Annotated in this window: 13 protein-coding genes; 11 read left to right on the top strand and 2 right to left on the bottom strand. The window is 53.8% G+C overall.

The genetic code is table 11. The annotated features are described in order from the left end of the window. Window position 1: 1 nt before the first annotated feature. A complete protein-coding gene (locus Q1B21_RS16270; protein ID WP_299890947.1) occupies window positions 2–1,126 on the bottom strand; it encodes an MlaE family lipid ABC transporter permease subunit in 1,125 nt (374 codons plus the stop codon). A gap of 207 nt (window positions 1,127–1,333) precedes the next feature. Between Q1B21_RS16270 and Q1B21_RS16275 the strand changes: the two genes are divergently transcribed. The 5 genes from Q1B21_RS16275 (at window position 1,334) to Q1B21_RS16295 (ending at window position 8,331) form a co-directional block, all read left to right on the top strand. Then, the gene (locus tag Q1B21_RS16275) at window positions 1,334–1,738 is read left to right on the top strand and encodes an SxtJ family membrane protein (RefSeq protein WP_298936326.1); all 405 of its coding nucleotides are present in this window, start codon (window positions 1,334–1,336) and stop codon (window positions 1,736–1,738) included. 17 nt (window positions 1,739–1,755) lie between these two features. After that, a complete protein-coding gene (locus tag Q1B21_RS16280; RefSeq protein ID WP_298936327.1) occupies window positions 1,756–1,905 on the top strand; it encodes a DUF5989 family protein in 150 nt (49 codons plus the stop codon). A gap of 4 nt (window positions 1,906–1,909) precedes the next feature. Further along, window positions 1,910–3,745 carry a carbamoyltransferase gene (locus Q1B21_RS16285; RefSeq protein ID WP_299890950.1) on the top strand — a complete coding sequence of 612 codons (1,836 nt, stop codon included), beginning with the start codon at window positions 1,910–1,912 and terminating at the stop codon, window positions 3,743–3,745. A gap of 71 nt (window positions 3,746–3,816) precedes the next feature. After that, window positions 3,817–5,349, top strand: a complete 1,533-nt coding sequence (locus Q1B21_RS16290) for an alkaline phosphatase family protein (protein WP_299890952.1) — start codon at window positions 3,817–3,819, stop codon at window positions 5,347–5,349. Window positions 5,350–5,538: 189 nt separating this feature from the next. Beyond that, window positions 5,539–8,331 (top strand): bifunctional aconitate hydratase 2/2-methylisocitrate dehydratase, encoded by a 2,793-nt coding sequence (locus Q1B21_RS16295; RefSeq protein ID WP_299890954.1) that lies wholly within the window; start codon window positions 5,539–5,541, stop codon window positions 8,329–8,331. A gap of 148 nt (window positions 8,332–8,479) precedes the next feature. Here the strand turns inward: Q1B21_RS16295 and Q1B21_RS16300 are convergent, their stop codons facing one another. Then, window positions 8,480–9,436 carry a LysR family transcriptional regulator gene (locus Q1B21_RS16300; RefSeq protein ID WP_299081431.1) on the bottom strand — a complete coding sequence of 319 codons (957 nt, stop codon included), beginning with the start codon at window positions 9,434–9,436 and terminating at the stop codon, window positions 8,480–8,482. A 155-nt stretch (window positions 9,437–9,591) separates the two neighbouring features. Between Q1B21_RS16300 and Q1B21_RS16305 the strand changes: the two genes are divergently transcribed. From Q1B21_RS16305 to Q1B21_RS16330, 6 genes are all read left to right on the top strand, one after another. After that, window positions 9,592–10,608 carry a TRAP transporter substrate-binding protein gene (locus tag Q1B21_RS16305; protein WP_298936333.1) on the top strand — a complete coding sequence of 339 codons (1,017 nt, stop codon included), beginning with the start codon at window positions 9,592–9,594 and terminating at the stop codon, window positions 10,606–10,608. A 68-nt stretch (window positions 10,609–10,676) separates the two neighbouring features. Further along, window positions 10,677–11,243 carry a TRAP transporter small permease gene (locus Q1B21_RS16310; protein ID WP_299081428.1) on the top strand — a complete coding sequence of 189 codons (567 nt, stop codon included), beginning with the start codon at window positions 10,677–10,679 and terminating at the stop codon, window positions 11,241–11,243. Beyond that, entirely contained in the window at window positions 11,243–12,583 is a 1,341-nt protein-coding gene (locus Q1B21_RS16315) for a TRAP transporter large permease (RefSeq protein ID WP_298936335.1), read from the top strand. Before Q1B21_RS16310 ends, Q1B21_RS16315 begins: the two co-directional genes overlap by 1 nt. Before the next feature lie 31 nt (window positions 12,584–12,614). Then, on the top strand, window positions 12,615–13,118 hold the full coding sequence (locus Q1B21_RS16320; protein WP_299081425.1) for a universal stress protein: 504 nt from the start codon (window positions 12,615–12,617) through the stop codon (window positions 13,116–13,118). Window positions 13,119–13,139: 21 nt separating this feature from the next. Beyond that, the gene (locus tag Q1B21_RS16325) at window positions 13,140–13,526 is read left to right on the top strand and encodes a nuclear transport factor 2 family protein (RefSeq protein WP_299890958.1); all 387 of its coding nucleotides are present in this window, start codon (window positions 13,140–13,142) and stop codon (window positions 13,524–13,526) included. 31 nt (window positions 13,527–13,557) lie between these two features. Continuing rightward, window positions 13,558–14,961: an FAD-binding oxidoreductase gene (locus tag Q1B21_RS16330; RefSeq protein WP_299890960.1), complete on the top strand. Its 1,404-nt coding sequence runs from the start codon at window positions 13,558–13,560 to the stop codon at window positions 14,959–14,961. Window positions 14,962–15,077: the final 116 nt, after the last annotated feature.

Genomic DNA, 15,077 nt, shown 5'->3' on the forward strand with positions numbered 1-15,077 from the left:
GTCAGACCCCGATCTGAGAAAAGAAGATCGAGAAAAGCGCATCGATTGCGATCACCATAAAGATGGATTGTACCACCGACGCCGTTGTACGCTGACCAACACTCTGGGACGAGCCCTTGACCTGCATGGCCTGCCAGCAGGCTATGACGCCTATGACTAGGGCGAAAAACGGCGCTTTGATCAGACCAACGGCCAATTGCCATACATCGGTGTTTTCTTTCAGACGAGTCACGAACATGCCGGGGCTGACGCCAAGATCAATCCAGCTCATCAAGGCGCCGCCAAAAAGGCCAGCCATGTCAGCGACAAATCCCAGAATTGGCAGCATGATCAAAAGGGCAAGCACACGGGGGATGACCAGCACTTCGATCGGGTCCAGCCCCAATGTGCGCATGGCATCAATCTCTTCCTGCACTTTCATTGAGCCAATCGAGGCCGTAAAGGCCGAGCCAGACCGGCCCGCAACAATAATTGCCGTGAGCAGAATGCCAAGTTCACGCAGAATCGAGATTGAGATCAGCTCGACCACGAAAATCTCCGCGCCAAACTGTTTAAGCTGGGTTGCGCCCTGAAAGGCCAGAACGACGCCAATCAGAAACCCCATGAGCGCGACAATGGGCAGGGCCTTGAATCCGGTTTCTTCCATATGCGTGACCAACGCGGCGCGACGCAGGCGCCAAGGTCGCAGAAGCGTACGCACCAGCCGGTCGAGTGTCAGCCCGAGGAACCCCAATATGGACAGAGTGTCCTGCCAGGTCCCGTAAGTACCTTGCCCAATATGTTCGACCCAATCCGCGAAACCACGTGGTTGTGGCAGCTTGCCAGGGTCGCCGGGGATATTGTGAGAGACAGTATCGATCAGGGCTGCATGGGCTGGCTGAACCCCCTTGAACTGAAGTGTCGCACCTTTGGACGTGAATCGCCCGGCCAGATCAGCGACCAACCATGCACCGCCGGTGTCCAATGCTTCGACGTCTGTCAAATCCAACGTCACCGGGCCATCAGAAGGACGGATTGCGGCAAAGTCGTTTTCAACGGTTTCCAGTGATTGCGTTAGCATGTCACCTGCAATCCGTACCAACGTGCCGTCGCTGTCTTGCTCGGATGTTATGTTAGGCGGCGTCATGGCCATATGTGAAGTGAAACGCACATGGGCTGCAACGGGTTTGTGCCACCCAATCTGGAATTGAGTGCTCAGAATGGCGTTCGTGCGACACCGGGCGACAGAAATTAACGATTTTCCAGCGCGCTCTGTGATCTATTCCCTTGTGTCGCTGGGTGGCGATGTTATCTTTGGCCCTGTTATTGTGTTTTTGTTATTCGGTTGTGTTTCATGTCTGACCATCAAGCAAATGTTGATGTCGAAATCGGGTCCGAGCGGGGCTTTGGGATCGTCTTCACTGTAGTCTTCCTGATCATTGCCCTGTGGCCGCTGTGGGGCGGTGGTACAGTGCGCTGGATTCCGCTGGTCATCGCTGCGATTATTCTGGCTTTGACCTTTATTGCCCCGAAAACGCTGACCAAGCCCAACCGGCTTTGGTTCAAGTTTGGTATGTTGCTGGGCGCCATCGTTGCACCCGTCGTGATGTTCCTTGTTTTCATAACCACATTTGTGCCGTTCGGCGTCGTCGTACGCCTGTTTGGCAAAGATCTTTTGTCTGAAAAACTAGACAGTTCAGCAAAAAGCTATTGGGTTGATCGCACGGATCAGCCCGGCAGCATGAAACAGCAGTTTTAAAGAAGGGAGAACCAGGCGTGTCATTCGTTTCCGAGCTCTGGTCATTTATGAGGGTCAGAAAAAAGTTTTGGCTGTTGCCCATCCTGATTGTGTTGGGTTTGTTCGGCGGTCTGATTGTACTTAGCCAAGGTTCGGCGATTGCGCCGTTCATCTATACGCTGTTCTGATCCTATGACTTATATTTTAGGCATATCAGCGCTGTATCATGACAGCGCAGCAGCTTTGCTGTGCGACGGCAAGATCATTGCCGCCGCGCAGGAAGAACGCTTTACCCGTCGCAAACACGACCCGGGTTTTCCTGAAAAGGCCATCGAGTATGTGTTGGCCGAATCAGGAGTTACCCTTGCCGATGTGGACAATGTTGTCTTTTACGACAAACCGTTTCTGAAGTTCGAACGCCTGATCGAAACCTATATCGCAGTAGCACCGCGTGGTTTTAACTCGTTCCGAATGGCGATGCCGGTCTGGTTGAGAGAGAAGTTGTTTCTCAAGGATCTGCTGAACAAACAGCTGCGTAGGATCGACCCGGATTTCTCGGTCGAAAAAATTCTGTTCACAGAACACCATGTCAGCCATGCGGCCAGCGCATTCTATCCCTCTCCGTTTGAAGAGGCGATCGTGCTGACAGTGGACGGTGTCGGGGAATGGGCAACAACAACTGTGGGTATCGGGCGCGGCAATGACCTGACGATGGTCAAGGAATTGCACTTCCCGCATTCACTGGGTCTGCTCTATTCGGCTTTCACCTATTACACAGGCTTCAAGGTCAATTCCGGTGAATACAAGGTCATGGGTTTGGCTCCTTATGGGGTGCCGCAATACAAGGACCTTATCCTAGAACATCTGGTGGACCTGAAAGAGGACGGTTCGTTCCGTCTGAACCAGAAGTATTTCAACTACACCGCCGGTCTGACGATGACCAACAAGGCGTTGGAAGACTTGTTTGGCCATCCTGTGCGCAAGCCTGAAACGGAACAGTTGTCGCAATTCCATATGGACATTGCGGCTTCGGTGCAGGCCGTGACCGAGGAAATCATGCTGCGCATCACCCGTGATCTGGCGCGCGAGCATGGCATACGCAATCTGTGTATGGCAGGTGGGGTGGCCTTGAACTGCGTCGCCAACGGCAAAATCCTCCGGGACGGTGCCTTTGACAATGTTTGGGTACAACCCGCCGCCGGCGATGCAGGTGGTGCATTGGGCGCTGCCTATGCCGCCTGGCATCAAGAGATGCAACAACCGCGTGAAGTGCCTTCTGGTGATCAAATGCAGGGGTCTTATCTTGGCCCACTGTATGAGGATGATGCAATTGCCAAGGAACTAACCCAAGCGGGTGCAAAATTTTCCACCTATGCGAACGGAGAGCTGGTCGATCAAACCGCACAGGCGTTGGCAGATGGCAAAGCGGTTGGCTGGTTCCAGGGGCGTATGGAGTTCGGTCCTCGTGCCTTGGGTGCCCGCTCGATCTTGGGCGATCCTAGATCCGAGTCGATGCAAAAGACCCTCAACCTCAAGGTCAAGTACCGCGAGAGTTTCAGGCCATTCGCACCATCCGTTCTAAGCGAAGATGTGTCTGACTGGTTCGAACTGGATGGGGACAGCCCCTACATGCTGATCGTTGCCGACGTTCAGGATCGCATCCGGCGCAAAATGACGGACGAGGAAAACGCTCTGTTTGGCATTGATAAGCTAAATGTAAAGCGGTCCGACATTCCGGCTGTGACCCATGTCGATTATTCCGCCCGCATCCAGACCGTGCACAAAGAAACCAATCCGGCCTATCACGCGCTGATCTCGAAGTTTAAGGATCTGACCGGCTGTTCACTGGTGGTCAACACATCGTTTAACGTGCGGGGTGAACCGATCGTGTGTACGCCAACCGATGCGTTCCGGTGTTTCATGGGCACGGATATCGAAGTGCTGTCCATCGGGAATTGCTTGCTGCGCAAGGAAGAACAGGATCCGGGTCTTCGGGAGAACTACGAGACCAAATACGAGCTGGACTAACCAGTTGCATGACCGATTGAACCACGACAAAGTCCGTATCTGAAAAAGGGTGCGGAATAGGGGTCCGTGGTATGGGTCAGGCTGGAAATGTCTTGTTCGTTATCATCGATCAGCTCCGGGCCGATTGCCTGTCCGGAGCGTTGGCCGAGCACCTTGATCTGCCTAACCTGCGGGCTTTTATGGACGAGGCGGTGACATTTACGCGTCACTACTCGGTCACTAATCCCTGTGGACCATCGCGCGTGTCACTTTTGACTGGGCAATATGCGATGAACCATCGGTCCGTGCGCAACGGAACACCGTTGCGACACGATACACCGAACATTGCGACTGAAATGCGCAAGGCCGGATATCTGCCGATGCTGTTTGGCTACACCGACACATCGGCAGATCCCCGGGTGCATGATCCCAATGATCCGATACTAAAATCCTATGAGCAGTGCATGGATGGGTTCCATGAGGTTGTTGAAATGCGCCTTGAGGAGTCTTTTTCCTGGCAATCGCATTTGATGAAAAAAGGCTATCAGTTTGACACTTATTGGGATGTTTATAAGCCCGTTTTCGCGGATGGACGTAAGCCAAAGCTGAATGATCCCGCTCTTTATCGGGCGGAAGACAGTGATACAGCTTTTCTGACCGATGCGTTTCTGGATGGTATCGCACCGCATCGAGGCAAGAACTGGTTTGCCCACCTTACTTACATTCGCCCGCATCCGCCCTTGGTGGCCCCGGCACCGTACAACGACATGTATGATCCGGCGGGCATTCCTGTGCCCCAACGCCTTGCCACTATTGCCGACGAGAAGGGATTGCATCCGTTCTTCGGGCCAACTCTCGACGCTTACACCCCAATGCGATTTGTGCACGGGTTCGATGAAGTTGAGCCAACGGATGAGAACATCTGCACATTGAGGGCCATCTACATGGGCCTGGCGACAGAGGTCGATCACCATGTTGGGCGTGTGGTTGAGTATCTGAAACAGAGCGGTCAATACGATGATACACTGATTGTCATCACCGCCGACCATGGAGAGATGTTGGGGGATCGCCATAGCTGGGGCAAAATGACGGCCTATGACGCTGCATATCATACGCCCTTGATCATCCGTGATCCCGGCAATCAAGCGCGGGCAGGATCAACGGTCACGGTCCCAACCGAGTCGATTGATGTGACGCCCACAATTCTGGATTGGGTTGGTCAAAATGCACCCAACGCGATGGATGGCCGGTCTTTGCTGCCCTTGTTGTATGGCGACATGCCCCACGATTGGCGCAACTACTCGTTCAGCGAGCTCGATTTTTCTGAACCTGAAAACCCAACCCAATGGCAACGGCAATTGAGAACCAGCAACAGCGAGTCTTGTCTTTCTATTTTGCGGGACGAGCGGTTTACGCTGGTTGAGTTCGCGGCCGACCTGCCACCGATCCTGTTTGATCATAAGGGCCGGGGAGAGTTCGAGAATGTAGCCGCAAACGCCGAATTTGCCGACGATCTGGCCCGTCTTGGGCGGCAGATGCTAAGACATCGGATGCGCAACATGGATCATACATTGTCGCTGCATTCGATCACGCCCGACGGCCCAAAAATTCAGCCTCGGTACTGACTTTATTCACGACATCCAATGCTTTGGCCTGCTAGTCACTGTGAATTCACAACGGCAGGTCTTCGGCTCGTCAAAAAGTAGTGTGGCGTCGATCTTGCAACTCAGGTTTATTTAGTATACCGCCGCATACAATGTTACTCGCCGGGCGTTTAACCGCTTGGTGCCCAATCAAATTCGCCGGAAGCAGCCATGAGCCTTTACACAGATTACCTGAACGAGATGGAAACCCGCAAGGCACAGGGACTCAACCCCAAGCCAATCGAAGATGGCGCGCTGACACAAGAGATCATTGGTCAAATCAGAGACGCTGGAAACACGCACAAAGCCGAGTCGTTGGACCATTTCATCTACAACACGCTGCCGGGCACAACCAGCGCAGCAGGAGAAAAGGCCAGATTTCTCAAAGAGATCATTCTTGGCGAGGCCGACGTTCAAGGGATTCCTCAGCCTTTCGCGTTCGAGCTGTTGTCACATATGAAAGGGGGCCCTTCGGTCGAAGTTCTTCTTGATCTGGCATTGGGTGATGACCCTTCGATAGCCGACCAAGCCGCAGATGTTCTGAAAACCCAAGTCTTTCTATATGACGCTGACACGGATCGGCTCAGGGCGGCTTTCGAGGCAGGAAATCAAACTGCCAAGAGTATTCTGGAAAGTTACGCGCAGGCTGAATTCTTCACCAAGCTTCCTGAAATAGAAGATGAGATCAAGGTCGTCACTTACGTCGCGGCCGAAGGTGATATCTCGACCGACTTGTTGTCGCCTGGCAATCAGGCCCATTCACGCTCGGATCGTGAATTGCATGGTAAATGTTTGATTTCACACGAAGCTCAGGCTGAAATTCAGGAGCTTCAAAGACAGCATCCGGACAAGCGTGTCATGCTGGTCGCCGAGAAGGGCACTATGGGCGTTGGGTCCTCGCGCATGTCCGGTGTGAACAACGTGGCACTTTGGACGGGAAAACAGGCCAGCCCTTACGTGCCTTTCGTCAACATTGCCCCGATTGTCGCCGGAACAAACGGTATTTCACCGATTTTCCTGACGACGGTTGGCGTGACGGGCGGGATCGGTATTGATCTCAAAAACTGGGTCAAGAAAGTGGATTCCGACGGCAACCCGATCCTGAACAATGATGGCAACCCAATTCTCGAACAGACCTATTCGGTCGACACCGGGACGGTTCTGACCATCAACACAAAAGACAAAACGCTGTGCAACGCGGCCGGTGATGAAGAATTGGTTGACGTGTCCTCGTCATTCTCGCCGCAGAAGGTCGAGTTCATCAAGGCGGGTGGATCCTATGCGATTGTTTTTGGCAAAAAGCTTCAGGCATTTGCAGCAGAGACTTTGGGTATTGAGCTGAAGTCAGCCTTTGCGCCGTCCAGAGAAATCTCGCACGAGGGGCAGGGCCTGACGGCTGTTGAGAAGATTTTCAACAAGAACGCGGTTGGCGTCACCGATGGCAAGGTTCTGCACGCGGGATCGGATGCCCGCGTCAGCGTCAATATCGTCGGTTCTCAGGACACGACAGGCCTGATGACGTCGCAAGAGCTGGAGTCCATGGCGGCAACGGTCATTTCCCCGATCGTTGACGGTGCGTATCAATCCGGGTGCCATACGGCTTCGGTTTGGGATTCCAAGGCGCAGGCGAATATCCCTAAGCTGATGTCGTTCATGAACAAATTCGGCCTGATCACAGCACGGGATCCCAAGGGCGAATACCATGCGATGACGGACGTGATTCACAAGGTTCTGAATGACATTACGGTGGATGACTGGGCCATCATTATTGGTGGAGACTCCCATACGCGCATGTCCAAAGGCGTTGCATTCGGCGCGGATTCCGGGACAGTCGCTCTGGCATTGGCCACGGGCGAAGCTACGATGCCAATCCCTGAATCCGTCAAGGTGACCTTCGAGGGCCAAATGGCGGATCACATGGATTTCCGCGACGTGGTTCACGCAACCCAGGCGCAAATGCTTAGGAAATTTGGTGACAACGTCTTCCAGGGCCGGATTATCGAGGTTCATATAGGGACTTTGCTGGCGGATCAGGCATTTACGTTCACCGACTGGACCGCCGAGATGAAGGCCAAAGCCTCGATCTGTATTTCTCAGGACGAAACACTGATTGAGTCGCTTGAGATCGCGAAAAATCGCATTCAGATCATGATCGATAAAGGCATGGATAATGCCGCTGGCACCCTTCAGGGATTGATCAACAAGGCAAACACGCGCATCGCTGAGATCCAATCAGGCGAGAAACCCGCTTTGACGCCGGATGACAACGCCAGATACTTTGCCGAACTGGTCGTTGACCTGAACGAAATTGACGAGCCAATGATCGCGGACCCGGATGTGAACAACGCGGATGTGTCCAAGCGATATACCCACGACACAATCCGGCCGGTGTCCTACTATCAGGGTGAGAAAAAGGTCGATCTGGGTTTTGTGGGTTCGTGTATGGTCCACAAGGGCGATCTGGTCATTGTTTCACAAATGCTCAGAAACTTGGAAAAGAAGAACGGCAAAGTCGAATTCAAGGCGCCATTGGTTGTTGCCGCGCCGACTTACAACATCGTTGATGAGCTGAAAGAGGAAGGCGACTGGAGCATCCTGCAAAAATATTCGGGCTTCGAGTTTGATGATTTGTTCCCTAAAGGCGCTGCCCGCACCGAATACGAGAACATTTTGTATCTCGAACGCCCTGGCTGTAACCTGTGCATGGGCAACCAGGAAAAGGCGGCCAAGGGTGACACGGTGTTGGCGACGTCCACGCGCCTGTTCCAGGGTCGTGTTGTCGAGGATTCAAGTGAGAAGAAGGGCGAATCCCTGCTGGCTTCTACGCCGGTTGTAGTCCTTTCAGCGATCCTTGGCCGAACTCCGAAAATTGAAGAGTACAAATCTGCCGTAGAAGGTATCGACCTGACGAAATTTGCACCGCCAATGGAAAACACTGCTGCTGCAAAGTCGGTGCATTTCTAAAGCGCAGGGGTAACGCCCTATCTCCAATACCCGTGCTCGGTATCCGTGATGGAAGCCGGGCACATATTGATGTCGTTGGGCGCCTCCATCCCCATTTGGAGCCCCGGTATCTAAGTGTTGATGACTGCCCAAAAACAACCAAATCCAGTTAGCGTTCCGCAAAGCTTGAAACGACAGTTGGTTCTTTTCGCAAATGCGCGCTCTTCAATGCATCAAGGAACAGTTTGGTGACACGAGTAGGGGCGGGCTGCTTTCGTGTAACCGCAGCAAATCGTGTGCGATACTGGGTTTCTTCTGGCAAAATCTTCCTCATTAACCCACGACCGACAAACCCCTGGGCCAAATGGTCCGGTAAGAATCCGATATAACGGCCCGACAGAATGAGGATGGCCAGGGCTTGTTCGTTCTGGACTTTTGCTGCGCGCTTGAACCCAAGTTGTTGGCCTACGATCAGATTTGGCGAATTCACGCTTACACCGGCATAGTTGTATCGGCGCAGGTCACTGGTGCTGAGCTGGGCGTCTGGGGTCGCGAATAACGGATGATCTACCCCGCAATAAAGAAACATGTCTTCGCCATAGAGTGGAACGTAGTTAAGGCTCGTTGACGGTCGGTGCAACGCAATGATACCCAAATCCAGCTGGCCTGAGATGACCATTTTCTCGATCACGTTCGGGGGTTCCAGTGACAATTCAATCTGAACCGCGGGGGCAGCCTCGTTGAAATTGTGGATCGCCGAGGCAAGTTGAGACTCGGGATTTGAGGCACATTGATCGAACAGCGAAACACGGATTGTTCCTGCAAGTTGTTCTTTTATCTCGTTAACCTCGGTTCGGAAATGCGATACGGCGATCAACAACTCCTCTGCCGCAGCCAATACCTGTTCTCCGTCTTCCGTCAGGGAAAACCCGGCCGGACCGCGATTGCAAAGCTTCAGTTTCAACCGCAACTCAAGGTCCGAGATATGCTTTGAAATAGTCGATTTACCGATGTTTAGTTCGATCTCGGCCGCCGTCAGCCCGCCGCTTTCCACGACGGTTCTGAATATCCTAAGCAACCGGATGTCCGTGTCGCCTATTCGCGTGGCAAGCGTATCGCGATTCATTTTAAGTTCGATATTTGTGAAACCTATTGCGCAAAGATTAACAACTAAGAAACATTTTATGCAAGCTAGTGTTGATCTGCTGAGGCAGAATCGGACTGGCCACATCTCCCCAAGGTCGGCGCGCACCTCAAAATCTGACAACTGGGAGGAAATCCATGTCATTCATCAAGAAGGTTGGCGCCTTTACCGCTGCGGTATCCGTGGCGGCGCTTATGGTCGCCGGCGCAGCAGATGCCAAAAACTTCAAGATCGCGGTTGGCGACAGCGGGGGTTCAAGCCAAGAGGCAACGGGACTAGGCTTCAAAGCCGCCCTCGAAGAGTTATCGGGTGGCAATCATACGGCAACTCTCTTCCTGAACGGTCAGCTCGGTTCCGAGCAGGATACCGTAAACGACGCGGCCATTGGCACGCTTGATATGTCGCTGCTGGCTATCAACAACATCACTCCGTTCTCGCCGACCGTTGGCGTGTTCACCCTGCCTTACGTGATCCTCAGCCTCGAGGACGCCGAGAAACTGACCCAGGGCCCGATTGGCCAGGAACTGACCGAGAACACCATCAATGATGCCGGTGTTCGCATCATCGCCTGGACCTATACTGGTTTCCGTCGTCTGACCAACTCGAAAAAACCAGTCAAGTCGGTAGCGGATCTTGAAGGTTTGGTCATTCGCGTTCCCAAGAACGAGATCATGATCGACACGTATAAATCTTGGGGCATCAGCCCGACGCCGATGGCGTGGTCGGAAACCTTTGCCGGTCTGCAGACCAAAGTTGTCGACGGTCAGGACAACCCTTACACCACCATCAACGCGATGAAGTTCTACGAAGTTCAGAAGTATGTGACCAACATCCGTTACATCTTCTCGATCGAGCCGCTCATCATTTCCGAGCAGGTGTTCCAGGAACTGTCCCCCGAGGATCAGGAAATCGTGCTTGAGGCTGGCAAGGCCGCAACACAGGCTTCTGCAGACTTCCTGCGCGCGAAAGAGGCCGAGATCAAAGAGATCCTGATCGAAAAAGGCATGGAAATCGTCGACCCCGAGAACGACGAAGCTGAATTCATCGAACTTGCAACCACCGCCGTGTGGCCGAAGTTCTATGAAAGCATCGGTGGCGTCGAAAAGCTCAACGCCGTGCTGGCTGAAATCGGCCGCGAACCGGTTTCGCAATAAGCTAAGGCTAAAAGGTCAATGAAATGGGGGGTGCCTGACGGTGCCCCCTACAAAAAAGGGAGGGTCAGATGTCGAAGTTTTGGGGATTTGTCGACAACATCGAAAGCTATATCTGCCGCACATTGTTGGCGATGTTCGTTTGTCTGTTGTTTCTTCAGGTTATCGTGAGAACGCTATTTGCATTCTCGTTTTCCTGGGTCGAAGAACTGTCGATCTACATGTTCGTCTGGTTTGTCTTCTTTGGCGCCAGTTATGCTGCAAAGATGGGCGCCCATAACCGGGTGACATTTCAGTTCAAGTTCCTGTCGCCCCGCGCGATCAAATACATTGAGGCCTTCGCGGATCTCTTCTGGATCTTCTTCAACGTCGTTTTCGTCTATCTGGCAATCGACTTCATCTTCAACAAGATGAACAAGTTCCAGTCGTCGCAAACTCTCGGGTTCCATCTTAGCTGGGTTTATATCGTTCTCCCCATAGCCTTCACGCTGATGACCATCCGGGTGATCCAGGTGAACTATCGCAAACTCGTGCTGGATGAAGAGATGATCGATCCAGACTCGATCGATCTCGACGCTGTCAAAGCCGAAGCCGAAAGCCATAGCCATGGCAGTTCCAGTTCTGAGGGAGATAAGTAATGGGCGCAGAAATTATCCCACTGCTGTTTGGCGGATTCCTGTTTCTGCTGTTCATCGGTGCTCCGATCACTGTGGCGCTTGGCGTCTCGACCCTGATCACCTTCCTTTATCTGGGTGAAAACCCAATCAAATTCGTGCAGATCGCCTTTACCTCGGTCGGGTCCTTCCCGCTGATGGCGTTACCCGCGTTCATTCTGGCGGGTGCGCTGATGGAAGCATCGGGGCTGTCGCGACGGCTTATCAATGTCGCCGAAAGCTTCGCTGGTCCGTTCACCGGCGGTATGTCGGCCGCAACCGTTATGGCGTGTCTGTTCTTTGGCGCTATCTCGGGTTCCGGCCCGGCGACGACCGCCGCCGTTGGTATGTTGATGATCCCGGCCATGATTGATCGCGGCTATTCCAAGGGTTTTGCATCGGCAATCACCGCCTCATCAGGTGGCCTGGGCATCGTTATCCCGCCTTCCATCCCGCTGATCATTTTCGGCATCGCCGCGTTGGGTATGCCGCCCCCACCCGAAGCTGTGGAGGAGTTCGGCCAGTTCCAGACCGTTTCGATCCCGAAACTCTTCATTGCCGGGTTTATGCCCGCCTTCCTGATCGCAGGCAGTTTGCTGCTGATGAACTACGTTCTCGCGAAAAAGAACAACTATACTGGCAGCACCGATGGCTGGTCACCACGCCATATGTGGTGCGAGATGTATCGCGGCTTCTGGGCGCTGATGGCACCGGTGGTGATCCTGGGCGGGATCTATTCGGGCTATTTCACTCCAACCGAAGCCGCCATCGTTGCGATCTTCTACACGCTGATCGTAGGCGCGTTCATCTATCGGGAGCTGTCGTGGAGCAGCCTGTTTGGTGCTCTGGAAACTACCACTTGGCTGACCGGCCGGGTTCTGTTGATCATGTTCACTGCAACGGTGTTCGGGCGACTTCTGGTTGAAAATCAGGTTCCGGCCGTGATCGCGCAGGGTATGTTGTCCTTTACTGACAACATCTATGTGATCTGGACACTTGTGATCCTGTTCCTGCTGTTTGTCGGTATGTTCATGGAGACGCTGGCCACAATCTTGATCCTCGTTCCGGTGATGTTGCCCGTGGCTTATAGCGTCGGCATCGATCCGATCCACTTTGGTGTGGTCATGGTCTGTACGCTGGGCATCGGGTTCCAAACACCGCCGCTGGGTGAAAACCTGTTCATCGCGTCGGGGATATCGAAGATCTCGATCGAAGAGATTTCGTTACGCGCCCTACCGTTCGCCTTCATCAACACGATTGCGATCTTCATCATCGCGTTCTTCCCCGAGATCTCGCTCTGGCTGCCGCGCGTGTTCGGTTACTAGGCGTGAACGAACGGAAAAGGGAACTGAAACCATGAAACAAACAATTACGCAGATCCTTTTCGCGACTGACCTGTCGCGAAATTCCACCTATGCCTTAATGCACGCGGCCAGCCTGGCCGCGTCAACCGGGGCAAAGCTGCATGTGTTGCATGTCTCCGAGCCCCTCAGTGACGACGCGTTGATTACGCTACGCATGTTCATGCAGGATACAGGTTCGCGTGCCGAAGCCTTAAAGGCGCGCCATGACCACGTAAAGGCGGTGCTGACAGAGCGGCAAAAGGCGTTCTGGGCTGCTTTGCCCGAAGCTGATCGCGGTATCCAAGATCAGATCGAAACAATTGAGATCATTGACGGATACCCCGCCGAAGTGATCCTCCGGCGCGCGCATGAGTTGAAATGCAATCTGATTGTTTTGGGAGCCCATGATCACGGGTTCTCGCATACGTTCCTGGGCACTGTCGCCAAGCGTGTATTGCGCCGTGCAGATATCCCCACACTCGTCGTTCCGTACCGAGACGACGAAAAATCCAACTGAAAAACCACGAAAGACAAGACTATGACCAATACCCTCACTGCGCAGGACCTGTCCGACACGTTCGACGCGTTCAACCGTCACGACATTGACGGTGTGATGACCCATTTTGCGGATGATTGTGTGTTCTTCACTGTCGCTGGCGATGAAAAATACGGCAACAAGGTTGAAGGCGCCGAGGCCATTGCCGCCGCGTTTTCGGGTGTCTGGGCCGGGATGAAAGATGCCCATTGGGACCATCACAGCCACTTTGTGCATGGCGACCGGGCCGTGTCGGAATGGACCTTTTCGGGGACCGATGCCAATGGCATGCGGGTCGAAGCCGAAGGTGCCGATCTGTTCACTTTACGGGACGGTCAGATCACCGTGAAGCAGGCGCTTCGCAAAACACGCCCAATGTTCAAAGCCTGAGCTTTCTCGCAGCGCTACGGAGAACAAGAAGATGGTGGACAGCAGCATCCCGCGGCATTGGCCAAAGGCCAGCTATGATCCAAAGTATGACCCGATCATGGATGCGGGTCCGGGCCACAATCGTGATCATGCGCCGACCTATTGGATCGGCACAGCGGGCCCCCCGCCCGCTGATGATGGCCCCGTTTCCACTGACATGGATGCGGATGTCGTTGTGGTGGGCTCGGGGTATACGGGCCTGTCCACCGCCATTCATCTGGCAAAGGAACACGGCATAAAAGCCGTTGTTCTTGAGGCGAACACCGTGGCCTGGGGCTGTTCCACCCGCAACGGTGGTCAGGCTCAGATATCGTCAGGGCGGCTCAAACGGTCACAATGGATAGAACGGTGGGGGCAAGACGTGGCCAAGGGCATGCATGCCGAGGTCACCGAAGCCTTTGAGCTGTTTAACGATCTGATCGCATCGGATGATATCGATTGCGATCCGCAACCGGGTGGTCACTACTACATCGCTCACCGCGAAAAGGTCATGCCTTCGCTGAAGAAAGAGAGCAAACTGCTCAACGACGTGTTTGGCTATGGCTCACGCATCATTCCGCGGGATGAACTGCATGCGGACCATGTTCGTGACATGGAGTCTGTCGGTGCTATGTGGGAGCCGGATGGAACTTGCATCCACGCCGGAAAACTTGCTTTTGGATATGTCAAAATGGCGCGCCGTTTGGGCGTCAAGATCCACACCGGTAGCCCGGTCATGGGATGGGAGACCAAGGACGGCGTTCATCATGTGCGGACGCCGGGCGGTACTGTTCGAGCCAAAAGCGTGGCGCTGGCGACAGCTGGTTACACCCCGCCGGGTTTGAATTCGCGCACCAAGCACCGCCTGATGCCGATCCTTTCAAACTCATTGGTGACGCGGCCGCTGACGCAGTCCGAATTGGATGAATGTGGGATTCAGACTAAGTCCCCTCTGACCGACACCAGGACGCTTCGGCACTACTATCGTTTGTTGCCCGACAACCGGATGCAGATCGGAAGCCGCAGTGCGGTGACAGGTCGGGATGCGGAGAATGAAAAGCACTTGGATATGCTAAAAAAAGGGCTGGCCCGGAAGTTCCCGGCTTTGGAGGATATCAACCTTGACTACTCTTGGTGGGGTTGGGTCGATGTCAGCCATGATATGATGCCGCGTATCTTCCAACCAGACCCGGATCAGAGCGTGTTCTACGCAATGGGATATGGCGGAAACGGCGTGATGTACTCGGCTCAGGCCGGGCGTCGTATGGCGCAGCTGGTAGCAGGGAAGAAAGACAAAGCGTTCGAGCTACCTATCTTCACTTCGCCCTTACCAAGCCACGGATTCCTGACCCCGTTTCGCAGGCTTGGCCAGAGGATGGCCTATGTCGGCTACTACCTGAAAGATGAAATTATTTAATTCGCTAACGCTTACGCGATCGAAAAAGGAAACACCCTTATGAAGATGACGACGGAAGAGGCTTTTGTTAAGGTTTTGCAGAAGCACGGGATTGAGCATGCGTTTGGGATCATTGG

The sequence above is a fragment of the uncultured Ruegeria sp. genome (assembly GCF_947504215.1).
GTDB lineage: Bacteria > Pseudomonadota > Alphaproteobacteria > Rhodobacterales > Rhodobacteraceae > Ruegeria.

What these genes read in the sequence shown, in the direction of transcription:
- Q1B21_RS16270 (WP_299890947.1), bottom strand. Translation starts at nt 1,126, where the DNA reads ATGACGCCGCCTAACATAACATCCGAGCAAGACAGCGACGGCACGTTG.
- Q1B21_RS16275 (WP_298936326.1), top strand. Translation starts at nt 1,334, where the DNA reads ATGTCTGACCATCAAGCAAATGTTGATGTCGAAATCGGGTCCGAGCGG.
- Q1B21_RS16285 (WP_299890950.1), top strand. Translation starts at nt 1,910, where the DNA reads ATGACTTATATTTTAGGCATATCAGCGCTGTATCATGACAGCGCAGCA.
- Q1B21_RS16290 (WP_299890952.1), top strand. Translation starts at nt 3,817, where the DNA reads ATGGGTCAGGCTGGAAATGTCTTGTTCGTTATCATCGATCAGCTCCGG.
- Q1B21_RS16295 (WP_299890954.1), top strand. Translation starts at nt 5,539, where the DNA reads ATGAGCCTTTACACAGATTACCTGAACGAGATGGAAACCCGCAAGGCA.
- Q1B21_RS16300 (WP_299081431.1), bottom strand. Translation starts at nt 9,436, where the DNA reads ATGAATCGCGATACGCTTGCCACGCGAATAGGCGACACGGACATCCGG.
- Q1B21_RS16305 (WP_298936333.1), top strand. Translation starts at nt 9,592, where the DNA reads ATGTCATTCATCAAGAAGGTTGGCGCCTTTACCGCTGCGGTATCCGTG.
- Q1B21_RS16310 (WP_299081428.1), top strand. Translation starts at nt 10,677, where the DNA reads ATGTCGAAGTTTTGGGGATTTGTCGACAACATCGAAAGCTATATCTGC.
- Q1B21_RS16315 (WP_298936335.1), top strand. Translation starts at nt 11,243, where the DNA reads ATGGGCGCAGAAATTATCCCACTGCTGTTTGGCGGATTCCTGTTTCTG.
- Q1B21_RS16320 (WP_299081425.1), top strand. Translation starts at nt 12,615, where the DNA reads ATGAAACAAACAATTACGCAGATCCTTTTCGCGACTGACCTGTCGCGA.
- Q1B21_RS16325 (WP_299890958.1), top strand. Translation starts at nt 13,140, where the DNA reads ATGACCAATACCCTCACTGCGCAGGACCTGTCCGACACGTTCGACGCG.
- Q1B21_RS16330 (WP_299890960.1), top strand. Translation starts at nt 13,558, where the DNA reads ATGGTGGACAGCAGCATCCCGCGGCATTGGCCAAAGGCCAGCTATGAT.